At 58.5% G+C, this 23,257-nt stretch carries 23 protein-coding genes; 11 read left to right on the forward strand and 12 right to left on the reverse strand.

Features of this window, described 5'->3' with window-relative positions; translation table 11 throughout:
- Positions 1 to 373 precede the first annotated feature (373 nt).
- The gene (locus AC4PR2_RS00240) at positions 374 to 529 is read right to left on the reverse strand and encodes a hypothetical protein (RefSeq protein WP_330112835.1); all 156 of its coding nucleotides are present in this window, start codon (positions 527 to 529) and stop codon (positions 374 to 376) included.
- 196 nt (positions 530 to 725) lie between these two features.
- Between AC4PR2_RS00240 and argS the strand changes: the two genes are divergently transcribed.
- On the forward strand, positions 726 to 2,456 hold the full coding sequence (gene argS / locus AC4PR2_RS00245) for an arginine--tRNA ligase (protein WP_060423941.1): 1,731 nt from the start codon (positions 726 to 728) through the stop codon (positions 2,454 to 2,456).
- A 62-nt stretch (positions 2,457 to 2,518) separates the two neighbouring features.
- Here argS and murJ read toward each other — a convergent pair whose 3' ends face one another.
- The 4 genes from murJ to rimJ all read right to left on the reverse strand — a co-directional run bounded on the left by murJ (position 2,519) and on the right by rimJ (position 6,312).
- A complete protein-coding gene (gene murJ, locus AC4PR2_RS00250; protein WP_033647656.1) occupies positions 2,519 to 4,054 on the reverse strand; it encodes a murein biosynthesis integral membrane protein MurJ in 1,536 nt (511 codons plus the stop codon).
- A 106-nt stretch (positions 4,055 to 4,160) separates the two neighbouring features.
- A complete protein-coding gene (locus AC4PR2_RS00255; protein WP_084827691.1) occupies positions 4,161 to 5,081 on the reverse strand; it encodes a Gfo/Idh/MocA family protein in 921 nt (306 codons plus the stop codon).
- Positions 5,074 to 5,718: a YceH family protein gene (locus tag AC4PR2_RS00260; RefSeq protein WP_169318497.1), complete on the reverse strand. Its 645-nt coding sequence runs from the start codon at positions 5,716 to 5,718 to the stop codon at positions 5,074 to 5,076. The genes AC4PR2_RS00255 and AC4PR2_RS00260 overlap by 8 nt, the downstream gene beginning before the upstream one ends.
- 9 nt (positions 5,719 to 5,727) lie before the next feature.
- Positions 5,728 to 6,312, reverse strand: a complete 585-nt coding sequence (gene rimJ, locus AC4PR2_RS00265; RefSeq protein WP_025159814.1) for a ribosomal protein S5-alanine N-acetyltransferase — start codon at positions 6,310 to 6,312, stop codon at positions 5,728 to 5,730.
- Positions 6,313 to 6,657: 345 nt separating this feature from the next.
- Between rimJ and mdtH the strand changes: the two genes are divergently transcribed.
- From mdtH to AC4PR2_RS00290, 5 genes are all read left to right on the forward strand, one after another.
- Positions 6,658 to 7,863: a multidrug efflux MFS transporter MdtH gene (mdtH, locus tag AC4PR2_RS00270; protein ID WP_330112836.1), complete on the forward strand. Its 1,206-nt coding sequence runs from the start codon at positions 6,658 to 6,660 to the stop codon at positions 7,861 to 7,863.
- A 72-nt stretch (positions 7,864 to 7,935) separates the two neighbouring features.
- Positions 7,936 to 8,184, forward strand: a complete 249-nt coding sequence (locus AC4PR2_RS00275; protein ID WP_049202450.1) for a hypothetical protein — start codon at positions 7,936 to 7,938, stop codon at positions 8,182 to 8,184.
- 127 nt (positions 8,185 to 8,311) lie between these two features.
- Positions 8,312 to 8,959 carry a glutaredoxin 2 gene (gene grxB, locus AC4PR2_RS00280; protein ID WP_330112837.1) on the forward strand — a complete coding sequence of 216 codons (648 nt, stop codon included), beginning with the start codon at positions 8,312 to 8,314 and terminating at the stop codon, positions 8,957 to 8,959.
- Positions 8,960 to 8,994: 35 nt separating this feature from the next.
- On the forward strand, positions 8,995 to 10,635 hold the full coding sequence (locus AC4PR2_RS00285; RefSeq protein ID WP_070914702.1) for an ABC1 kinase family protein: 1,641 nt from the start codon (positions 8,995 to 8,997) through the stop codon (positions 10,633 to 10,635).
- 152 nt (positions 10,636 to 10,787) lie between these two features.
- Positions 10,788 to 11,351 (forward strand): lipoprotein, encoded by a 564-nt coding sequence (locus AC4PR2_RS00290; protein ID WP_004927555.1) that lies wholly within the window; start codon positions 10,788 to 10,790, stop codon positions 11,349 to 11,351.
- A 55-nt stretch (positions 11,352 to 11,406) separates the two neighbouring features.
- Here the strand turns inward: AC4PR2_RS00290 and yebF are convergent, their stop codons facing one another.
- The 5 genes from yebF to cspE form a co-directional block, all read right to left on the reverse strand.
- A complete protein-coding gene (gene yebF / locus AC4PR2_RS00295) occupies positions 11,407 to 11,766 on the reverse strand; it encodes a protein YebF (RefSeq protein ID WP_060423958.1) in 360 nt (119 codons plus the stop codon).
- 70 nt (positions 11,767 to 11,836) lie between these two features.
- Positions 11,837 to 12,145: a N(4)-acetylcytidine aminohydrolase gene (gene yqfB, locus AC4PR2_RS00300; RefSeq protein WP_060423960.1), complete on the reverse strand. Its 309-nt coding sequence runs from the start codon at positions 12,143 to 12,145 to the stop codon at positions 11,837 to 11,839.
- Between the two features lie 39 nt (positions 12,146 to 12,184).
- Positions 12,185 to 12,508, reverse strand: a complete 324-nt coding sequence (locus tag AC4PR2_RS00305) for a YebG family protein (protein WP_060423963.1) — start codon at positions 12,506 to 12,508, stop codon at positions 12,185 to 12,187.
- 88 nt (positions 12,509 to 12,596) lie between these two features.
- Positions 12,597 to 13,979 (reverse strand): ATP-dependent RNA helicase DbpA, encoded by a 1,383-nt coding sequence (gene dbpA / locus AC4PR2_RS00310; protein WP_060423966.1) that lies wholly within the window; start codon positions 13,977 to 13,979, stop codon positions 12,597 to 12,599.
- 147 nt (positions 13,980 to 14,126) lie between these two features.
- Positions 14,127 to 14,336: a transcription antiterminator/RNA stability regulator CspE gene (cspE, locus tag AC4PR2_RS00315; RefSeq protein ID WP_004927572.1), complete on the reverse strand. Its 210-nt coding sequence runs from the start codon at positions 14,334 to 14,336 to the stop codon at positions 14,127 to 14,129.
- A gap of 246 nt (positions 14,337 to 14,582) precedes the next feature.
- Between cspE and purT the strand changes: the two genes are divergently transcribed.
- Entirely contained in the window at positions 14,583 to 15,761 is a 1,179-nt protein-coding gene (gene purT / locus AC4PR2_RS00320; RefSeq protein ID WP_089186073.1) for a formate-dependent phosphoribosylglycinamide formyltransferase, read from the forward strand.
- A 34-nt stretch (positions 15,762 to 15,795) separates the two neighbouring features.
- On the opposite strand, the gene AC4PR2_RS00325 is transcribed toward purT, so the two are convergent.
- Together AC4PR2_RS00325 and AC4PR2_RS00330 are read right to left on the reverse strand one after the other, a co-directional pair.
- Positions 15,796 to 16,041: a YoaH family protein gene (locus tag AC4PR2_RS00325; RefSeq protein WP_049202444.1), complete on the reverse strand. Its 246-nt coding sequence runs from the start codon at positions 16,039 to 16,041 to the stop codon at positions 15,796 to 15,798.
- A 70-nt stretch (positions 16,042 to 16,111) separates the two neighbouring features.
- Positions 16,112 to 17,113, reverse strand: a complete 1,002-nt coding sequence (locus AC4PR2_RS00330; RefSeq protein WP_060439767.1) for a glycosyltransferase — start codon at positions 17,111 to 17,113, stop codon at positions 16,112 to 16,114.
- 529 nt (positions 17,114 to 17,642) lie between these two features.
- Between AC4PR2_RS00330 and pabB the strand changes: the two genes are divergently transcribed.
- From pabB to AC4PR2_RS00350, 4 genes are all read left to right on the forward strand, one after another.
- Positions 17,643 to 19,016 carry an aminodeoxychorismate synthase component 1 gene (gene pabB, locus AC4PR2_RS00335; RefSeq protein ID WP_159318112.1) on the forward strand — a complete coding sequence of 458 codons (1,374 nt, stop codon included), beginning with the start codon at positions 17,643 to 17,645 and terminating at the stop codon, positions 19,014 to 19,016.
- Positions 19,013 to 19,591: a CoA pyrophosphatase gene (locus AC4PR2_RS00340; RefSeq protein WP_060439766.1), complete on the forward strand. Its 579-nt coding sequence runs from the start codon at positions 19,013 to 19,015 to the stop codon at positions 19,589 to 19,591. The genes pabB and AC4PR2_RS00340 overlap by 4 nt, the downstream gene beginning before the upstream one ends.
- A gap of 446 nt (positions 19,592 to 20,037) precedes the next feature.
- On the forward strand, positions 20,038 to 21,402 hold the full coding sequence (gene sdaA, locus AC4PR2_RS00345) for an L-serine ammonia-lyase (protein WP_060423975.1): 1,365 nt from the start codon (positions 20,038 to 20,040) through the stop codon (positions 21,400 to 21,402).
- 268 nt (positions 21,403 to 21,670) lie between these two features.
- Positions 21,671 to 23,257, forward strand: a complete 1,587-nt coding sequence (locus AC4PR2_RS00350) for an EAL domain-containing protein (protein ID WP_060439765.1) — start codon at positions 21,671 to 21,673, stop codon at positions 23,255 to 23,257.

Consider the following 23,257-nt stretch of genomic DNA (forward strand, 5'->3'; position numbering starts at 1 on the left):
TTTCGACTGTGTGCATGGGGAATAGAAACCTGAGAACTTATTAATATGACAGCTTATAAAATCAACAAAAAATAAAAAATAAGATTTTTCGCAGTTCATTAAACCCTTTTATCATGACGCTAGGATTTAAGTTATTTTACACAAAATCGTACATGGCATACAGGTCAAACTGATTGAATAGGTTGGCTTACTCAAGTCTTTCCCACTCATCAAAGCCGCACAAAACACGATGCGCAACTCATTGTAAAAAAAGACAATAAAATCCAAAAACTGATAAAAATCTAAGGATTATCTTAATTTAACCCCGAGCAATTGATTCATCGAGGCAACTCAGCTACTTTGGAGGAAATTTAAATTCGAGATGATTATTATGTTATTGCTGACGATTTCCTTGGTGTTGATAATTATCGCCGTATACGCCATCTACCGTCATTTTAAATCCCGCAGCACCAACACGCTGGATGCCAGACGCCACAATAAAAAACGTTAGTCTCCTAATCCTCTCCGCCACACGTTTTCTTTCATTCATCCTGCCTTTCCGCTTCCGGCCATCAACGCGCCGCACCCGACAACAGTTTCATCGCTGCGGCCGCGCCAACTGCTGACGGGCTCCGTCAGATCGGTTACAATTGCAGGCTGTTTTGTGGAGGCCGCCCATCGCGCCCGCCACCGTTGAATCCCACAGGGGTTGGCTTCAGCCCCTCGTTCGTCATTAAGGTAACCCGGTGAATATTCAGGTTCTTCTTTCAGATAAAGTCAGCCAGGCGCTGATCGCCGCTGGCGCGCCAGCCGATTGCGAAGCGCAGGTCCGCCCATCCGCCAAGGCGCAGTTTGGTGATTACCAGGCCAATGGCGTGATGTCCGTCGCCAAAAAGCTGGGCATGCCACCCCGTCAACTGGCGGAAAAAGTGGTGCAACTGCTGGATCTCGGCGACGTCGCCGCTAAAGTGGAAATCGCCGGCCCCGGCTTTATCAACATTTTCCTGAACAGCGACTGGGTCGCGCGCCAGGCCGATCGGGTGCTGAACGCACCGAAACTGGGCATCGCGCCGGTTGAGCCGCAAACTATCGTTATCGACTACTCCGCGCCGAACGTGGCGAAAGAGATGCACGTCGGCCACCTGCGCTCCACCATCATCGGCGACGCAGCGGCACGTACCCAGGAGTTTCTGGGCCATAAAGTGATCCGCGCCAACCACGTCGGCGACTGGGGCACCCAGTTCGGCATGCTGATTGCCTATCTGGAAAAAATGCAGAATGAAAACGCCAGCGACATGGGCCTGTCCGATCTGGAACAGTTCTACCGCGAAGCCAAGAAGCATTACGACGAAGATGCCGAGTTCGCCGAACGCGCGCGCGCTTACGTCGTGAAGCTGCAGGGCGGCGATCAGTACTGTCTGAAAATGTGGCGCAAGCTGGTCGACATCACCATGGCGCAAAACCAGCTGACCTATAACCGCCTGAACGTCACGCTGACCGAAGACGACGTGATGGGCGAAAGCCTGTATAACGCGATGCTGCCGGGCATCGTCGCCGACCTGAAAGCCAAAGGGCTGGCGGTGGAAAGCGAAGGCGCTACCGTGGTGTTCCTCGATGAATACCAGAACAAGGACGGCGATCCGATGGGCGTCATCATCCAGAAAAAGGATGGCGGCTACCTCTACACCACCACCGACATCGCCTGCGCCAAGTATCGCTACGAAACCCTGGGTGCCAATCGCGTCCTGTATTACATCGACTCCCGTCAGCATCAGCACCTGATGCAGGCCTGGACCATCGTGCGCAAGGCCGGTTACGTGCCGGAGTCCGTCTCGCTGGAACACCACATGTTCGGCATGATGCTGGGCAAAGACGGCAAGCCGTTCAAAACCCGCTCGGGCGGTACGGTGAAGCTCTCCGACCTGCTGGATGAGGCCATCGAACGCGCCGAACAGCTGATCGCCGGCAAAAACCCGGATATGCCGGAAGACGAAATGAAAACCGTGGCCCGCGTGGTCGGCATCGGCGCGGTGAAATACGCCGATCTGTCGAAAAGCCGCACCACCGACTATGTCTTCGACTGGGATAACATGCTGGCCTTCGAAGGCAATACCGCGCCTTATATGCAATACGCCTATACCCGTGTGGCATCGGTATTCAAACGCGCCGGCATCGACGAAACCAGCCTGACGCTGCCGCTGACGCTGACCGAAGAGCGCGAAATTGCGCTGGCCACCCGCCTGCTGCAGTTCGAAGAAGTGCTCACCACCGTCGCGCGTGAAGGCACGCCTCACGTCATGTGCAGCTACCTGTACGATCTGGCCGGCCTGTTCTCCGGTTTCTACGAGCACTGCCAGATCCTGAACGCCGACAGCGAAGAAGTGCGTCAGAGCCGCCTGAAGCTGGCGCTGCTGACCTCAAAAACGCTGAAAACCGGTCTGGATACGCTGGGCATCGAAACCGTCGAACGCATGTAAACTGCGCCGCCCAGAAAGCAAAAAGGTCGCCCAGGCGACCTTTTTTTACGCTTGCCTTTGGCTCAGGCGACCCGGCGAGCAAAATCGCGCGGGCGGAAGCCCAACCCGGCCAGCACGCCAAAGTACGCCACCACACCGGCCACCACCACCGCAGCCAAGCGCAGCAAACGCTCCAGCATGTTGCCCTGATCCCAGGCAGGCATCAGCCACATCGCGCCAATCAACACGGCCGACATCACCAGCACGGCGATCACCAGCTTGGTGAGGAACAGCGCCCACCCCGGCTGCGGCTGGAAAATCTTCTGCTTGCGCAGTTGCCAATACAGCAGCGAGGCGTTCAGACATGCCGCCAAACCGATCGACAGCGCCAGGCCGGCATGCTTCAGCGGGCCAATAAACGCCAGGTTCATCACCTGCGTCATAATCAGCGTAATGATGGCGATCTTGACCGGCGTTTTGATGTCCTGCCGCGAATAGAAGCCCGGCGCCAGCACTTTAACCACGATCAGCCCCATCAGCCCTACCGAATAAGCCACCAGCGCACGCTGCGTCATCGCCGCGTCAAAGGCGCTGAATTTGCCATACTGGAACAGCGAAACGGTCAGCGGCTTGGCCAAAATGCCGAGCGCAATGGCGCTCGGCAACGCCAGCAGGAAGCACAGGCGCAGCCCCCAATCCATCAGGCGCGAATACTCGTCGTGGTTGCCGCTCGAGAAGCTTTTGGCCAGCGACGGCAGCAGGATGGTGCCCAAGGCCACGCCCAGCACGCCGGAAGGAAACTCCATCAGGCGGTCGGCGTAGTACATCCAGGACACCGAGCCGGACACCAGGAACGAAGCGAAAATGGTGTTGATGATCAGCGAGATTTGGCTGACCGACACCCCGAGGATCGCCGGCCCCATCTGGCGCATCACGCGCCAGACCCCGGCATCGCCCAGCTTGAGGCGCGGCAATACCAGCATGCCGATCTTGCGCAGATGCGGCAGCTGATACCCCAGCTGCAGCACGCCGCCCACCACCACCGCCCAGGCCAGCGCCAGCACCGGCGGATTGAAATACGGGGCCGCGAACAGCGCGAAGCCGATCATGCTGACGTTAAGCAGCGTTGGCGCAAAGGCCGGGATCGAGAAGCGGTTCCAGGTATTGAGGATCGCCCCCACCAGCGACGCCAGTGAGATCAACAGAATATAGGGGAATGTGATGCGCAGCAGCGCCGACGTCAGGGCAAACTTGTCGGGCGTATCGGTAAAGCCCGGCGCAGTGATATAGATCACCCAGGGCGCGGCCAGCATCCCCAGCACCGTCACCACCGCCAGCACCAGCGTCAACAGCCCGGAGACATAGGCGATAAAAGTGCGCGTCGCTTCTTCACCCTGCTGGCTCTTGTATTCGGCCAGGATCGGCACGAAGGCCTGCGAAAATGCCCCTTCGGCAAAGATACGGCGTAACAGATTAGGGAGTTTGAACGCCACGAAGAAGGCGTCCGTTGCCATGCCGGCCCCGAACACGCGCGCGACGATTGCATCGCGGGCAAAGCCCAACACCCGCGAAAACATCGTCATCGAGCTGACGGCAGCCAAGGATTTGAGTAGGTTCATGTGGTTGTCTGATAGGTACCGTAAATATCAACGCCTGCAACAGCAGGCGTCAGTGAAACAATCGGCTCAGTTTACGCATCCGGAAAAGAATAGCTACCGCCATATGTTACATAGAGTTATCCCGCAGCAAACGCTCGACCACCCGCTGGGCGACCAGCGCCTGTTCGCCGCCGGTTTCCGGCGCGCTCTGGTTGGCGACGGCGCTGAGGAAATGCCGCACCGCCCCGTCGAAGCCGCGTTGCACCAGCGTGCTTTGCCAGCCCGGCACCGGCTGTTCCAACTCGCCCTGCGCATCTTCACGCCGCCAGTGGCGCATGTCGGTCAACTGATACAGCGCACCGTCGGTCACCGCCTGCACGCTTTCACGCTGGCTGCCGCCCCGGCGATGCATGCTGGTCGTCACCTGCGTGTCGCCGCAGGCGAAGTGGTGTTCGGCATACAGCATTTCACCGGCGGCGTTGGCCTGCAAACGGCCGCTCAGCAGTTGCTCGTGCCCGCCCGCCAGCCACAGCGCGGTGTCCACCACGTGCAGATAGTCATCCAACAGGGTAAAACGCAGATCGTGCGGGCCGACGCTGTCCGTCCGATGCTTGTCCATACGAATGGAAGCCGGCTGGTTCATTTGCTGTTTGAGCTGCCGGTAAAGCGGCGCGAAACGGCGGTTGAACCCCACCATCAGCGTTTTGCCTCGCCGCTCGGCCAACTCGAGCAACTGCTCGCCCTGCTCCAGCGTTTCCGCCAGCGGCTTATCGACGTAAACGTGCACGCCGCGGTTCAGCAGCTCGCCTATCACGGAAAAATGGCTGGCGGTGCTGCTGTGGACAAAAACCGCGTCGCACTGTTCGGCCAGGCTGTCCAGACGGGAGAAACAGGCCATGCGGTAGCTGTTGCACAGCGGCTGCGCTTTTTGCTGATTGGGCGAAAAACCGCCCACCAGCGTCCAATCCGCCGCCTGGCCGAGGATTGGCAGGTAAGCCTTCTGCGCAATACTGCCCAATCCCACCACGCCCACACGCAATTTAGTCATTCGCTTCCCTCGCCAACAGATGTTGCACCAGCCGTTTCAATTCCGATACTTCGTTTTCCAATGCGCTGACCCTGGCGCTCAGGTCGCCGTCGACCTCAGACTCAAGCGCCGCCGGCGCTTCATCAATCTGGCCGCTGAACAGATGCATGAACCGGCTTTCGCGTTTGCCCGGCTCACGCGCCAGGCGCACCACGAATGGGCCATCTTCGCGCGTAGCCAGCTGCTGCAGCACCTGTTCGACCTCGCTGACATCGTTGAACTCGTGCATCCGGTTGGTGCGGGTGCGCAGCTCGCCCGGCGTTTGCGCGCCGCGCAGCAATAAGGTGGCGATCACCGCCAGTTCGGCGGGCGAGAGTTTCAGTTGGCCGAACTCGGAGTTGCAAAACCGCTGTTCATACTTGACTACCCGGTTGCCGAACCCGCTGAGGGTGCGCAGGAAATGTTTGCGCAGCAACAGATCGAGCAGTTGCTGCACTTCACTTTCGCTCAGATCCATTACCGGCTCGCGGTTGGTTTTTTGGTTGCACGCCAGGGTAATGGCGTTAAGCGAAAGCGGGTATTGGTCCGGGGTCGTGACCTGTTTTTCCAACAGGCAGCCGATGACCCGCGCCTCTTTGGCGTTCAATTCATATTTCATCGTTTGGCCTCAACGTGGGGGTAACCACTCTTTATTGGTGTATGCCGTCAAAACGTGGTCTTGCCACTTGCCGTCGATCAGCAGGTAATCCTTGGCGTAACCTTCACGTTCGAATCCCAGACGCGTCAGCAGTGCGCCGCTGCGCTGGTTGTGAGGCATATAGTTGGCCATGATGCGGTGCATGCGCTGTTGGCGCAGCATATAGCGGATAGCGGACTGCAAGGCTTCGAACATCAGCCCTTGCCCCTGCCATTTCTCCCCCAGCGAATAACCGAGGAAACAGGCATGAAACGAACCGCGCAGCACGTTGCTGAAGTTCGCCACGCCGCGCACTTCCTGCTCTTCCGGATCGAGCAGGATAAAATAGTAGGCGCTGCCCTGCTTTTGCATTTCGGTGATCATGCCCAGGCGCGCCTGCCAGCCGGAAGGATAACAGTGGCTTTCGTCGCGCACCGGCTCCCAGGGTTTGAGAAAGGTCCGGTTCTCAGCATAATAATCCGCCAGGCGATAGGCATCCCGTTCATGCACTAAACGGACCACCATCCGGTCGGTTGTAAGACGTACTTTTGGCGATGCAGAGCGATAGCCGAACATCATTTCCCCCGCAGTCAAAACGGTTCGATAAGAAGTATTTATTAGGAAGCCGAGCGGATCATTATCCTGTGCCGATCTTTCGCCATGGTTTTATTTTGCCAATAGCGCCGCAGAACTGCACTTCCCTGCATTTAATATAACCGTAGCCCGCCCCTGAGGTAAAATCCCGGCCGCTCAGTAAATCGCCGAATAGGCGTTTTACGGCGTATTTCCGCCAATTTTGCAGCTCAGGTAACACCTTGACGATAAAAAAATATTATCTATGCCGCCCCTGTTGCCGTGTGGAAATTGGGTAGAGAATGGCAGGGGTGTCTCCCTCTCTTTCTTAATTGCTCATGGTGAAGCATGTCTCTGGTTTCGCAAGCGCGCAGCTTGGGTAAATATTTTCTGTTGCTCGACAACCTGCTGGTGGTGTTAGGCTTCTTTGTCGTTTTTCCGCTTATTTCTATCCGCTTCGTCGATCAGTTGGGATGGGCTGCGCTGATCGTCGGCATCGCACTTGGCCTGCGCCAGTTGTTGCAACAAGGGCTAGGCATCTTTGGCGGCGCCATCGCCGATCGCTTCGGCGCCAAGCCGATGATCGTCACCGGCATGCTGCTGCGCGCCGCCGGTTTCGCCACCATGGCAATGGCCGACGAGCCCTGGATCTTGTGGTTCTCCTGCGCACTTTCCGCCCTCGGCGGCACCTTATTCGATCCGCCGCGCACCGCTTTGGTGATCAAACTGACCCGTCCGCACGAGCGCGGCCGTTTTTTCTCACTGCTGATGATGCAGGACAGCGCCGGCGCCGTGGTCGGCGCGCTGATCGGCAGTTGGCTGCTACAGTACGATTTCCACTTTGTCTGTTGGGTCGGGGCGACTATCTTCGTGCTGGCCGCCGGCTGGAACGCCTGGTTACTGCCGGCTTATCGCATCTCCACCGTGCGCGTGCCGATGAAAGAAGGCATGTTGCGGGTCCTGCGCGATCGCCGCTTCCTCACCTATGTCCTGACGCTGACCGGTTACTACATGCTGGCGGTACAGGTGATGCTGATGATGCCCATCGTGGTCAACGAAATCGCCGGTTCACCGGCGGCGGTGAAATGGATGTACGCGATCGAAGCGGCGCTGTCGTTATCGCTGCTCTATCCCTTGGCGCGTTGGGGTGAAAAACACTTCCGGCTTGAGCAGCGCCTGATGGCGGGCCTATTGCTGATGACGCTCAGCCTGCTGCCAATCGGCCTCGCCACCAGCCTGCAGGGAGTATTCACGCTGATCTGCTGCTTCTATCTGGGGTCAATCATCGCCGAGCCGGCGCGCGAAACGCTGAGCGCCTCGCTGGCCGATCCGCGTGCACGCGGCAGCTACATGGGCTTCAGTCGTCTCGGTCTGGCGCTGGGCGGCGCGTTGGGCTATACCGGCGGCGGCTGGATGTACGATACCGGACGGGCGATAGATATGCCTGAGCTGCCCTGGTTGCTGCTCGGGGCCGTCGGTTTTGCCACGCTGCTGGCCCTGTACTGGCAGTTCAACCCGCGGCGCAGCGCCTCGATGATGCTGCGCCGCGGTTAACGCCATAGAAATCCGGCCGAATCGGCAGCAGCTGCTATCCTGTTAGTAAAAACCCCACAGGAGCCCGTCGGCATGATTGAAGAAGCGAAGTTACCGCAACTGCTCGAACATATGATACTGAACCTGCGCATGATTTATGCGCGCTCTACCCTGGTGGAAAAAGCGCTGGCCCATATCATCGCCGGCGACAGCGCGCTGAAAAGCGACATCATCAAACAGCTGCAGGTCGTCTCCGCCGCCAACGAGCGCGATCAGGTCGATCTGGAACAGGCCCGCATTCACCTGATCGATGTGCTCAACTCGGTTCCGGCCAAGAAATAACGCCCCTCGCCCGCGCCTGTTGCGCGGGCAATGTCGCAATAACGCACCATCCAACACACGCGCTTCAAGACAGCCTCGATAAGCTGTGGTAACTATTGCTGTTAAAACCTGACAACCCGGAGCAAGCATGAAACTGTTCATTTACGATCATTGCCCATTCTGCGTTAAAGCCCGCATGATTTTCGGCCTGAAGCACCTGCCGATTCGCCTGGTCACATTGCTCAACGACGATGAAACGACCCCGTTCAACCTGATCGGCAAAAAAATGGCACCAATCCTGATCAAAGACAACGGCGAAGCGATGCCGGAAAGCCTGGATATCGTGCGCTATGTCGATAGCCTGGACGGCAAGCCGGTGCTGACCGGCAGCACCAACCCGGCCATTGCCGAGTGGCTGCAGCGGGTCGGCAGTTACAGCGCCAAATTGCTGCTGCCGCGTATTGCGCATGCCGATTTCGAAGAGTTCGCCACCGACAGCGCCCGCCGTTACTTTATCGATAAAAAACAGGCGGCTATCGGTGATTTTGCCGAACATCTCGCCAACAGCGCCGATCTAATCGCCGAACTGGAAGCCGACCTGCAAACGCTGTCGCCGCTGATCGTCTCCGCCGACGCGGTAAACGGCGAGCTGTCCGAGGACGACATTCACCTGTTCCCGCTGTTGCGCTCGTTATCGATCGTCGCCGGGGTTGCGCTGCCGGACAACGTGGAAGCCTACCGCAACCGCATGGCGCAGCGCAGCGAGGTGCCGTTGCTGCTGGATATGGAACAATAACGTTCGAGAATGACAAATAAGGACATGGCGTACTGATGTTGAAAATGGTGCTCGCCACCGCTCGCGACCGGGCGCGGCTGAAGGAAATAACCTCCGTTCTGATTCGTTATGGTCTGCAAGACGTTCTGCGCCTGCTGGGCCTGGGAGCCTTGTTGCGCGGCGCCCGCGGTGAATCTGCCCCGCAGGATGCACAAACCCTGCCTGAGCGGCTGCGCGAAGCGCTCGAGGCGTTGGGCCCCACCTTCGTCAAATTCGGTCAGATCCTGGCCACGCGCTCTGACCTGCTGGATCCGGCCTGGACCGACGAACTGGATCGCCTGCACAGCCAGGCGGCGGTGTTGCCATGGGAAACGCTGGCGCCGCAAATCATCGCCGATCTGGGGGGCGAGCCGGAACAGCGGTTTGCCGAATTCGATCGCACGCCGCTGGCCGCGGCGTCGATGGCGCAAATCTACCGCGCACGCTTGCACAGCGGCGAGCAAGTGGTGGTAAAAGTGCTGCGGCCCGGTCTGGCGAAAACCATCCACGCCGATCTGCGGCTGCTGGCCTCGCTGGCGGAGACCGTGGAGCAGCAGAGCCCGGCGCTGGCGCGCTATCGGCCGCGGCAGATGGTCCGAGCGTTGGCAACGGCGCTCAATCACGAGCTGGACTTGACCCACGAAGGGCATAACTGCGACCGCGTTGCCGGGATGTTCGCGCGTCAACCCGACGTGGTGGTGCCAAAAATCTATTGGCAATACTCTTCTCCCCGCCTGTTAGTTCAGGAATACTTGCCCGGCACCGCGCCGGAAAGCCCTGAACAGCTAGCGGCGGCAGGCTTTGACGGCCCGCTGCTGGCGCAACGCGGCGCCCGCGCCTTTATGAGCATGGTGCTGGAGCATCGGCTGTATCACGCCGATCCGCACCCCGGCAACGTCATGGCACTGAGCGGTGACCGCGTCGGTTTTATCGACTTCGGCATGGTGGGCCAGCTGTCCGAGCGGCGGCGCAACCAGTTGCTCCTGCTGCTGCAGGCCATCGCCGATCGCCAGTCCGAAGGCATCGTCAACACGCTGATCGCCTGGTCGGACAGCGAACCGTTGGACCTGATGGATCTGGAGTTGGCGGCACAAAACTTTCTCGACAAACAGGCCGCCACCACCCTGACGCTGGGTAAAGCCTTGACCGACCTGCTGGTGATGGCGCGCGAACACCAGTTGGCGCTGCCGCCCGATCTGGTGCTACTGTTCAAGGCATTAATCACCGCCGACGGCGTGCTGCATCGTCTGGATCCAAACTTCGACATCGTGGCCACGCTCAAGCCGATGCTGCAACAAACGGTGCTGCAGCGCTACGCCCCCGACGCCGTGCGCCAGCGGCTGTTGGCCTTGGGCGGGGAAACGCTCGATGCCGGAGAAGAGCTGCCGCAAACGCTGCGGCTATTGGTTCGCCGCCTAAAACGCGGGCGGCTCAATGCCGATATCAACGTCAGTAACCTCGGCCAGCTGAGCAAAGCGCTGGAACGCGCCGCCGTCACCCTGGCCATCGCCATCGTCACCGCCGCTTTTGCCCTGGGGCTGGCGCCTTATCTGATGCATTCGTCGCTGCGACTGTGGGGCATTCCGCTGTTCCCGCTGTTGGGGGGCGCAGCCTGCCTGGCCGGCGTGATTCTCTTGGCGCTGCGGCTGCGGCGCTGACGCTTTCGGCGTTATCCGATAGGTCTTGCCCGCTTTTGCGCGCACTATCCTCTGCACATCGCCACCTGCCGTTTTCACGCGCAGGCGGAACGTTTATAATGATTAATCAATTATCTGCAGCACTTTTCGCCAGCAGTCGCAATGAGGCATTAATGAAGAAGATCCTGATGGGCGCAGCCGCCCTGCTGTTCGCCGGCGTATTGGCCGGTTGCAATCAACTGACCCAATACACCCTGAGCGAGCAGGAAGTGAATGATTACCTGCAGAAACACAATGATTATCAGAAGCAGATCGGCGTGCCCGGCCTGGTGGACGCCAACATCGTGCTGACGCAGCTGCAAAGCCAGATCGGCCGCAGCGAGCCGGGTAAAGTCACCCTTTCCGGCGACGCCAAGGTCAACATCACGTCGATTCTCGGCCCGCAGGCGGCGGACCTGAAGCTGACGCTGAAAGCACAGCCGGTTTACGACCGTGCACAGGGCGCCATTTACCTGAAGGATATGGAGTTGACCGATTACAGCGTGCAGCCGGAAAAAATGCAGACGGTAATGAAAGCGCTGACGCCATACCTGAACCAGTCGCTGAAATCTTACTTCGACCAAAAGCCGGCTTATGTGCTGAATCCTGACAACAGCAAAACCGAAGCGCTGGCGAAAAAACTGGCGAAGGGATTGGAAGTGAAACCGGGTGAGTTGGTGATCCCGTTTAGCGACTGACCGCGTCTTGATGTATCAAGCCCGCCGAGCGGCGGGCTTTTATTGCGGGAAAGTATTACTGCGGCGCGCTGTAGGCAATCTCGCCGGTGTTGCAGTTGAGCGTCACGTTGTAGGTTTTATCCATCTTGGTACCCCGCACCGTCAGCGGCACCTGCCACACCTGATCCTTGCCGGTGATGGCATCCGGGCTGACCCAGGCGATCGGGGTTGCGGTGCCCAGCAGCTTTTTGTCCGCCTCCCAGCGCGTGATGCGGTTCTGCAAGAAATCACGCTTGACCTGAGCGGCAATATCCGCCGGCTGCAGACCGGCACACTGCCCCACCTTGGCGGTGCGTTGCTCTTGATCCTGCGCCCACACCGCAGTCGATGCTCCCATCATGGCCAACAAGGCGATAGCCAAACCCGTTTTTTTCATATGTCCTCCCGTTGTGATTAGCGCTATCCGGGCGCCCATCCCTGGCTCACAACAGGGTTTCGGCAAAGAGTTACCGTTTGACGAACTCGATGACAAACAGCGCATCCAGGCCCGGATAGATTTCCTTGATCACCTGCTTCAGCTCGCTCAGCGACATGTTCTCCTGCTGTGCGTGGCGTTCGGTCAGCGCATCCAGGCGCACCGGCGTTACCGACAGCACTTCGATAAAGCAGAAAAATACGCCGTCTTCATTGCGGCTTACGCGCAATACCTCGCCCGGTTCGAAGTGCGACTCACTGGCATCCCGAATGGTGATGGTTTTGCGCCCGGCCAGAATGTCTTGCTCAAAGCGGCTGAAGAAAGTTATTTCACGGCTCATTTTAGATCCTTTTTCATCACAACACCGCAACATAAGTCATTATGCCGCTTGCTTTTCTGACGCAGATCCCTCTTTTGAGTTAGAGACCGTTTTTTTCGCTTTCGCTTCCGTCGGTTTTTTGCCGGTTTCCGCCGGTGATGCGCCGCGCAGAATCAGACCCAGTGCGTCCTTATTCTCTGCCAGGAAGAAGCTCAGCCCTTCGCGCTGTTCGTCGTCCAGGTTCAGCGGCGCCTGTTGCAGCCACTCTCCGAGGTTATCCGCCAAATCCAGCATTTTGTCGTAGGCGTCGGCTTCTTTCTTGCTCGCGAAAGTCATTTTTTCCTCACCGTTTCTCACCACCACATATTTAACTTCAACCGCCATGCGTGCGTCCTCAAATACTCAAATAACTGTAATTATATACAGTATAAATAGATAGCGGCGGGAAGGCAAACCGCCACCCGCCTTCGGCTTATTTCAGCAGCCGCACCTTGCAGCTCTTGCCTTTGATTTTTCCCTGTTGCAGCTGCTGCAGCGCCTTGCGCGCGCTGGCTTTACGGATCGCGACGTAGGCATGCACCGGGAACATGTCGATCTTGCCCACTTCCGCCGCCGTCAGTCCGGCATCGCCGGTCAGCGCGCCAAGGATATCGCCGGGGCGGATCTTCGCCTTACGGCCGCCATCGATGCACAGCGTCACCATCTCCGCCTCCAGCGAACCGTTGGCGGCCCCGCTCAGCTCGGACACCGGCGCCCAGGCAATGGTCATCTGCAGGTAGTCTTCAATCGCGTGCGCCCGCGCCATTTCCTGCGGCGTGCACAGGCTGATCGCCAGCCCGCTCATGCCGGCGCGGCCGGTACGACCGATACGGTGCACATGCACTTCAGGATCGAACGCCAGTTCGTAGTTAACCACCAGCTCCAGCTCTTTGATATCCAGCCCGCGAGCGGCGACGTCGGTCGCTACCAACACCCGGCAACTGCGGTTGGCAAAACGCACCAACACCTGGTCGCGGTCGCGCTGCTCCAGATCGCCATGCAGCGCCAGTGCGCTGATACCACGGGCCTCCAGGGCCTCAAGCACCGTTTGGCAATCGCGTTTGGTATTGCAGAACACCACGCAGGACGCGGGTTGATGATAACGAATGGCCGACACCAGCAGCGCCGGCCGCTGATCGCGCGTGGTCTCATAGAAACGTTGTTCGATGGCGGTCTGCGCTTCGTCATCGTCCACTTCGACGCTCAGCGGCTGACGCTGAACGCGCTCGCTGATGCGTTCGATACCCGCCGGGTAGGTAGCGGAAAACAGCAGCGTCTGACGCTGCGGCGGCGTGTAGCTGATCACATCGTCGATGTCGTCGGCGAAGCCCATGTCCAGCATACGGTCGGCCTCATCCAGCACCAGCACCTTCAGCTCGTCCAGCAGCAGCGTTTTCTTGCGCAGGTGTTCCTGGATGCGGCCCGGCGTTCCCACCACGATATGCGGCGCGTGCACCAGCGAATCGAGCTGTGGCCCCATCGGTTGGCCGCCGCACAGCGTCAGGATTTTGATGTTCTGCGTGAAGCGCGCCAGGCGGCGCAGTTCTTTGCTCACCTGATCGGCCAGCTCGCGGGTAGGACAGAGCACCAGCGCCTGCGTGGCAACCTGAGCAACGACGATGTTATTCAGCAAACCAATGCCGAACGCCGCCGTTTTACCGCTACCGGTTTTCGCCTTGGCGCGCACGTCTCGCCCTTGCAGGATGGCGGGCAACGCGGCGGCCTGCACCGGCGTCATTTTGGCGTACCCCAGTTCGTTGAGGTTGGCCAACTGTTCGGCTGGCAGCGGCAGGGAAGAAAAAGAAACTGTGCTCACGGCGATAACTCTTATATGACGAATGGAATGGCGGCGCGCCCGCAGGCTGGCGCCGAATCAGCGGTAAATGATAACAGAGATGGGCGGCGTTACGGGCAGCGGGCATAAAAAAACCCGCCGGCGGCGGGTTTCTTGGCGGCTCAGTCGTTAAATAGCAACGACGTTGGCTGCGGCTGGGCCACGTTGGCTGTCCTGGATGGAGAACTCAACCTGCTGGCCTTCAGCCAGGGTCTTGAAACCATCGCTAACGATAGCGGAAAAATGAACGAAAACGTCTTTAGAGCCGTCGGCAGGCGTGATGAAGCCGAAACCTTTGCTTTCGTTGAACCATTTAACGTGACCAGTGATCTTGCTCATTTGTGTTTCCTTTACTTGATAAACCTGCCTTGACGGCACGAGACGCGAAAACCTTGCTATATGTAGGCCTTCTTTCGCCGTCGCTTATTAACGCACAATCGCCCATGCAGGGCAAATATTTCTGCTTGTTATAAAAACAGTCAGTTAGCAACAAACTTGGCGCGGCGGCTGCGCACGCAATCGTTTTCGTATATACTGCCCGCCGATCATCAATCCGCTTACTTTCACCGATCCAGGTACGAAACTATGTTAACGATTGGAACCGCCCTGCGCCCTTCCGCCACCCGCGTTATGTTGCTCGGCTCCGGGGAGCTGGGTAAAGAAGTCGCCATTGAATGCCAGCGCCTCGGTCTGGAAGTGATCGCCGTCGATCGCTATCCCGACGCCCCCGCCATGCATGTGGCGCACCGCAGCCACGTCATCAATATGCTGGACGGTGACGCGCTGAAAGCCGTTATCGAACAAGAGCGGCCGGACTATATCGTTCCCGAAATCGAAGCGATCGCCACCGCCATGCTGGTCGAACTTGAACGCCAGGGCCACCGCGTAGTGCCCTGCGCCGAAGCCACCCGCCTGACGATGAACCGTGAAGGCATCCGCCGCCTGGCGGCGGAAGAGCTTGGCCTGCCCACCTCCAGCTATCGCTTTGCCGACAGCGAGGCGACTTTCCGGCAGGCGGTCGAACACATCGGCTATCCGTGCATCGTCAAACCGGTAATGAGCTCTTCCGGCAAGGGGCAAAGCCTGATCCGCACGCCTGAACAACTGCAAAGCGCCTGGGATTACGCCCAACAGGGCGGCCGCGCCGGCGGCGGCCGGGTGATCGTCGAAGGGCTGGTAAGATTCGATTTTGAAATTACGTTGCTGACCATCAGCGCCGTGGACGGCGTGCACTTCTGCGAGCCGATCGGCCATCGTCAGGAGGATGGGGACTATCGCGAATCCTGGCAGCCGCAACTGATGTCGGCGACGGCGCTGAGCCGGGCCCAGGCTATCGCGGAGAAAGTGGTGAAAGCCTTGGGCGGCTTCGGGCTGTTCGGCGTGGAGCTGTTCGTCTGTGGCGACGAAGTGATCTTCAGCGAGGTGTCACCGCGCCCGCACGATACCGGCATGGTCACGTTGATTTCACAGGATCTGTCCGAGTTCGCCCTGCACGTTCGCGCTTTTCTCGGGTTGCCGATCGGCGCCATCCGCCAGTTCGGCCCTTCCGCTTCGGCAGTGATCCTGCCGCAGCTCACCAGCAGCGATGTGCGTTTCAGCGGATTGGAAAATGCGCTGTGCGGGCACAACCAGCTGCGCCTGTTCGGCAAACCGGAGATCGCCGGGCAACGTCGTCTGGGCGTAGCGCTGGCAACGGCGAGCACGACGGAACAGGCGGTGGAGCTGGCGAAACAAGCCGCCGCCGCCGTGGCGGTCAACGGCTGAAACTGACGGGGCCGCTTGCGCGGCCCCGATAACATCAATAGTCTTCGTCTTCTTCAGCATCGTCATCCCGCGACGCCTCCGGTGCGGCATCATGCTGCTCGTCTTCATCATCGTCATCGAACAGTACCGCAACCTGAGCGCCCTGATGCTTCTCACGAATTTCCTGCGCAACGCGAGCAATGGCTTCACCGCTGCTCATGCCCTGCTCCATCAGTTGATGGATGCGATCCGCCGCTTCCTGCTGCTCCGCGTGACTCAGTAATGGCATACCTGCATGCATGTGTCGTTCTCTCCGGCAAAAGGGAGAAGGAGTATACGCGCTAACGCGACGGATCCCAACGTCTTGTGCCTCAGGCCACTTGCGAGCAGCCGTTATCGCTGCGCCACTGCTTCAGGCGATGCCGCCACAGCATGACATGCCACCCCTGCTTCACGCCGCGCGCGTTGGCGAACATTGCTCTGTCGATGCCGCGCTGATAAAACTCTTCGGTAATCTGATTCTGGGCGACCGGATCCGGCTCACGGCGAATGCTGTGGCAAATGCCCAACGCTTCACGGGTGATTTGCCAATGAAAAGCCGGACGAATGGCAATGCTGCTTGCATAGCGCAGATTGAGCCGCTCCAGCATTTCGACGATTTTCATATAGTGGCGTTGATAATCCACGTTTGCTTTGCCGGTGCGGCGACGATTGCTGATCGACTTGTCGTGTACCCGTTGACGGTACAGCGGCGTACTTAAATATTTGACCCGTTGGGCATTAAACATGACCTCGGTCGTCCAGGGAATATCCTGATGATGTAATCCCGGTTCAAAATAAAGCCGATGCCGGCGGATAAAATCGAGGCGATATATTGCCAACCATACAACGTGAATAAATTTTCTCGATTTCAATGCACGTTCGAACCACTGTACGCCGGTGATAACGTCGGTGGTCTGTAAACGTGCCTCGGGAAAAATCGGCTGTAATTCGTCTTCACTGGCGAAATAGCGCTCGCCATTGCATTGCATCACGTCTAATTGGTGGAGCTCCGCCTGCTCCAGCAGCGTGGAATACATGTTCGGCGCCAGCAGATCGTCGGCATCGGGAAACGCCACGTATTTTCCCCGGGCCACGGCGAGCCCGGCATTACGCGCGTTAGAAACGCCGGCGTTGGCCTGATCGATGACCCGAATATGCGGATGCGCCGCCGCGTAACGGTGCGCGGTCTCTCCTGAACCGTCGGTAGAACCATCGTTGACGATGATCACCTCCAGGCGTTGTTCGCGTTGGGCCAGCAACGAAGCCAGGAAAGGCTCTAATAATTCTCCCGCATTGTGCATCGGGACGATGACGCTCAGCATTAACGACATAGGCGGCTCTTCAATGATAATGTAACAAAATAATAATTTTATTTTTTTAAAAATATCAATCCATTCAGCGCCAGAGGGGATAAATAGGCCTAAGGCGCTCAGATTTCCGCAACAGGCTAAATAAGATTTATCTTGTTTTGTCTTTTCATGCTTTCAGCAAGAAAAACAGTGTCGAATCAGGAATCCATTTCACAGAGTGGCCCGCGCGACAAAACACAGGCAAAACTTTCCCGCATCACCCAGTTAATAACCATGGGTAACAATAAATTAATAAAATTAACGAATCGTTTTTATATTTCTCGGGTCTTGCGCCCTCGATAAAGCAGGATTCCAGTTTATTTGACGTTAAATTTTTAACATACCGAAGTATAATGAATGGCGCAAAAAATGCCTTATTTCAGGTTTATTGAACTGGCGTTTATGTGAACTGTGCTGCATGTCTCGCATGGCAAAACATGCATGCCGTAGCCGTCTATGGCACACTAACGCCCAGACATTGCCGTCTTCACAGCCAGGTTTTTTGACGTTCATGAGCGTAACCGCCCCAAACATAAAGTCTTTGCCCTATAGCCGCAGTGCCCTGATGACGCTTTTCGCCCCGCTTTCAGCACAGCCCTGGGCGATGTTGCTGCATTCGGGCTTTGCCGATCACTCGCATAACCGCTTCGATATTCTGGTCGCACAGCCGCGCGTTACGCTCACCACGCGTGGCCCCGACACGGTAATTGAAAGTGACGGCGTCACTACTCAGTCGAAGGAAGATCCGTTTTCCCTGCTGCAGCAGCAGTTGGCAGAGCAAGGTTGGCAGCCGGCCTTTAACCCGGATCTGCCGTTTCAGGGCGGTGCCCTGGGACTGTTCGGCTACGATCTTGGGCGCCGGGTGGAAACCTTGCCGCAGTTGGCCGAAGCCGACCTCGCGTTGCCGGACATGGCGGTGGGCATTTACGACTGGGCAGCGATCGCCGACCACCAATTGCAAACCCTGACGCTGCTCAGCTATGGCGATGTGGAGCAGCGCTGGCGCTGGCTCACTCGCCAAACCGCGCCGGCGGAGCGCCCTTTCACGCTGCGTAGCGGCTGGCATGCCAATATGACGCGGCGGCAATACGGCGAGAAGTTCCAACGTGTTCAGCACTACCTGCGCAGCGGCGACTGTTACCAGATTAATCTGGCACAGCGATTCTCCGCCGACTACCAGGGGGACGAATGGCAGGCGTTTTGCCGACTGAGCGCCTGCAACCGTGCGCCGTTCTCAGCCTTCCTGCGGCTGCCGCACAACAGCGTGCTGAGCGTCTCTCCCGAGCGCTTCCTCTGGCTGGAGCAGCAGCGTATCCAAACCCGCCCGATCAAGGGCACGCTGCCGCGGCTGGCGGACGCAGAACAAGACGCCGCACAGGCTCGCCGTTTGGCCGATTCGCCCAAGGACCGCGCTGAAAATCTGATGATCGTCGATCTGCTGCGCAACGATATCGGCCGCGTCGCCCAGCCCGGCAGCGTACGGGTGCCGGAACTGTTCGTCGTGGAGCCGTTCCCGGCGGTACATCACCTGGTGAGCACCATTACCGCCACCCTGCCGGAGCAGACCTCGGCCACCGAGCTGCTGCGCGCCTGCTTCCCCGGCGGTTCGATCACCGGCGCGCCCAAGGTGCGAGCGATGGAAATCATCGAAGAGCTGGAGCCGCAGCGTCGCAACGCCTATTGCGGCAGCATCGGTTACCTTAGCGCCTGCGGCACCATGGACACCAACATCACCATCCGCACGCTCGTCACCGAAAACGGCCGCATCCACTGCTCCGCCGGCGGCGGCATCGTGGCAGACAGCCAGGAACAGGCGGAATACCAGGAAACCTTCGACAAGGTTGGTCGTATTCTGCCGCAGCTTGGGGAGTACTCCCTGTCGTGATCCCATCGAATTCACCGGCCTCACTGCACGCCTTTATCAGCCGTTTTCAACTGCAGTTACCGCAGGCGGCGCAGATCTCGCACAATGTGCGCCCGGCGGCGGTGCTGATCCCGATCGTTTGCCGCGCCGAGCCCACCTTGCTGTTGACCCGCCGTGCCGATTCGCTGCGTAAACATGCCGGCCAGGTGGCCTTCCCCGGCGGGAAAACCGATGCCGAAGACGGGTCGGCGATCGTCACGGCGCTGCGGGAAGCGCAGGAAGAAGTGGCGATACCGCCACACGCGGTAACCGTCCTCGGCCAAATGGCGCCGCTCGACAGCAGCACCGGATTTCAGGTCACGCCCATCGTCGGCCTCATCCCGCCGGACGTGCAGTTCCACGCCAACGAGGGCGAAGTGGCGGACGTGTTCGAGATGCCCCTGCGGGAAGCGCTGACCCTGTCGCGTTACTACCCGCTGGATATCCATCGCGCAGGCCACACGCACCGCATTTACCTCTCCTGGTATCACAGCCAGTTTATCTGGGGGCTGACCGCCGCCATTATTCGCCGCCTGGCGCAGCAGGTCAGTATTTGACCCGCATTGCGTGATCTGACTCGCAATCTGGCATGGCCGTCGACGTCCGCTGCAGGTAAAGCGATCGAAATCACTTCATTTGATCGCTTTTTCAACTACCGTTCCGATTGAATGGTTTTAAAAAAACTGTAAACCCTCTCTTAAACCTTACGAAATACCTGTAAAATACCACCGTCCGAGATAAACCACTGTAGAAACAGGGATTAAGCCGGCGGCGTTCAGCACGGAAAGCTGGCGCGATTACCGCTAATGGAGCTTAGGCGAAAGCGGATACCCCGCTTAAGGGTTCGCCCCGGGTAATCAGCAAAAAAAGCGACACCACGGATTATTTAATTTCATGCGAAAAAGGCAGCCGAACCCGCACGGCCCTTTTACAATATCGCTGTTCCCTGCGCGGTTTTTAACCGCCGCAGCCATAACAATACGTCTCTTTAAGGAGTTTTAGCGTGATTAGCGTTTTCGACATGTTTAAGATCGGCATCGGCCCGTCCAGCTCTCATACGGTTGGACCGATGAAAGCCGGCAAACAGTTTGTCGACGATCTGGTAAATAAAGGCCTGATGCCTTCTATCACGCGTGTTGCCGTAGACGTTTACGGCTCACTCTCATTGACCGGTAAAGGTCACCATACCGATATCGCCATCATTCTCGGCCTGGCCGGCAATATGCCGGACACCGTCGATATCGATAGCATTCCGGGTTTTATTCGCGATGTAGAACAACGTCAACGCCTGATGCTGGCCAACGGCCTGCATGAAGTCGATTTCCCGCGCGACGGCGGCATGGTCTTCCGCAGCGACAACCTGCCGCTGCATGAGAACGGCATGCAGATCCACGCCTTCGCCGGCGAGAAAGAAGTGTACAGCAAGACCTACTACTCCATCGGCGGCGGCTTCATCGTCGATGAGGAGAACTTCGGCAAGGCCGGCGAGCAAGAGCTGAAAATGCCTTATCCGTTCAACTCCGCGCGCGAAATGCTCGACCACTGCCGCGAGACCGGCCTGTCGCTGTCCGGCATGGTGATGCAGAACGAGCTGGCGCTGCACAGCAAGCAAGAGATCGACACCTACTTCGGTAACGTCTGGCAAACCATGCGTGCCTGTATCGATCGCGGTCTGAACACCGAAGGCGTGCTGCCGGGGCCGCTGCGCGTGCCGCGCCGTGCCTCCGCGCTGCGCCGCATGCTGGTGGCGTCGGACAAACTGTCCAACGATCCGATGAACGTAATCGACTGGGTCAACATGTTCGCGCTGGCGGTGAACGAAGAAAACGCCGCCGGCGGCCGCGTGGTCACCGCGCCGACCAACGGCGCCTGCGGCATCGTGCCTGCGGTGCTGGCTTACTACGATCACTTCATCGAATCCGTCAGCCCGGATATCTATATCCGCTACTTTATGGCGGCAGGCGCCATCGGCGCGCTGTACAAGATGAACGCTTCCATTTCCGGCGCCGAAGTTGGCTGCCAGGGTGAAGTCGGCGTGGCCTGCTCCATGGCGGCGGCCGGTCTGGCCGAGCTGCTGGGCGGCAGCCCTGAACAGGTGTGCGTGGCGGCGGAGATCGGCATGGAACACAACCTGGGTCTGACCTGCGACCCGGTCGCCGGCCAGGTACAGGTGCCGTGCATCGAGCGCAACGCCATCGCTTCGGTCAAGGCGATCAACGCCGCCCGCATGGCCCTGCGCCGCACCAGCGAGCCACGCGTTTCGCTGGATAAGGTGATCGAGACCATGTACGAAACCGGCAAAGACATGAACGCCAAGTACCGCGAAACGTCACGCGGCGGCCTGGCGATCAAGGTGCAATGCGACTGACAGACAACCCCGCCGCCTGGCGGGGTTTTTTATGGGTAATCAATTCATTGACCGCTTTTAGTGACAATGTCACCAGAAAATATCCTGCATTTTTCTCATCGATCGGGCGGTTAGCCTGCAAATTGGCCTTCTGTTTTACCATACTGAAATAATTTACTGAGTTACCATCAATCTTGTATAACCTCAGGCTAGAATTAGCCGAGCGCAACTTAAGGATCTATGGCCTGACTGTGACTCGGAGCTGGATTACCGAACAAGGATTTACCGGATGTTGATGACCCACCTCGCCGCGTCCCGATATCGTTACTACCGTTGGCTGCTGGCCGGAGCGGTGGGCGTGGCTATTCTGTTGGTATCGCTGTATACCCGTTACTATCAAGAGGTCAAAAGCATCGAGCAGAGCCAGCAGACGTTGGCTACCCGCACCGTCGGCAAGATCAACCAATTGCTGACGCCAGCGCAGATGCAGGCGGAACGCAGTATGGACATGCTGGACCAACCCTGCGAAAACGTTTCATCGACCCTGCGCTTTCGCGCCGCGCAAAATCAGGCGCTACGCGCGATGTTGCTGGTGAAAAACGGTGTTATTTACTGCTCCAGCCTGTTTGGCGCCCGTCATTATCAGCTGGCCGCGGTGATGCCCACCTTCGTCGACAGCAACGCCAGGCTGGCGCTGCGCCCCTCTCTGGCGGTCAGCAAAGGCCTGCCCACGCTGGTGATGTGGACGCCATCCCCCCGTGATAAAACCAGCGGCGTGCTGCACGTATTCAATATCGAGCTGCTGTCCAACTTTTTACTCGAACCGCAAGAGCCTTACGTTCAGCGAGTGGTCCTGAACGTGGACGACAGCAGCCTGGAATATGGCCGCCGCGAAATCCTGAGCCGCGACACCCTGACCAACGACCTGCGCTACACCGCCGGCTCCGCGCTGTACCCGTTCTCGATTTCACTGTTCGGCCCACAGATCGGCATGCTGGCGCTGTCCGCATTGCCGCGCCATATCCCGCTGGCGCTGTTGATCAGCCTGCTGGCGGCCTATGTGGTCTATCTGCTCACCGCCAACCGCATGAGCCTGTCTTACCACATCGGCCATGCCATCACTCATCGGGAGTTCCGCGTCTACTGTCAGCCTATCATCCACAGCGACACCGGGCGCTGCGCCGGCGTCGAGATGCTGCTGCGTTGGAAAAAGAAGCGACAAGGATGGATCTCGCCTGACGTGTTTATTCCGCTGGCCGAGCAGCATGAGCTCATCATTCCGCTCACTCGCTATCTGATGAACACCGTGACGGAAAATCTGCAGCTGTTCCCGCCACGACCGTCCTTCTACATCAGCATCAACGTCGCCGCCGAGCACTTTAAAACGCTCAACATCATCGACGATATCCGCCAGATTTGGCTGCCGGCGCACCCGATGCCCTCATTGATGCTGGAGCTGACCGAACGCACCGCGCTGTCGGCGATCCAGTATGACCAGATCCGCACGCTGAAAGACATGGGGATCATGCTGGCCATCGACGATTTCGGCACCGGCCACAGCTCGCTGAGCTACCTGAAAAACCTCAGTCCGGACGTCTTGAAGATCGATCGCGGGTTTACCGCCGCCATCGGCACCGATGCGGTCAACGCCACGGTGACCGACACCATCATTACGCTGGCGCAGCGCCTGAAGCTGAAACTGGTGGCAGAGGGGGTGGAAACGGAGGAACAGGCCGACTATCTGCGCTCACGCGAGGTCAATGCCCTGCAGGGGTATTATTTCGCCAAGCCGATGCCGATTCATGTTTTCCCGCTGTGGTTGCAGCAGTACGAATCGCGCGTCAGGAAAGCGGAAGAGGAACCGCCGGAGGCCTGA

The organism is Serratia sp. A07 (assembly GCF_058725505.1).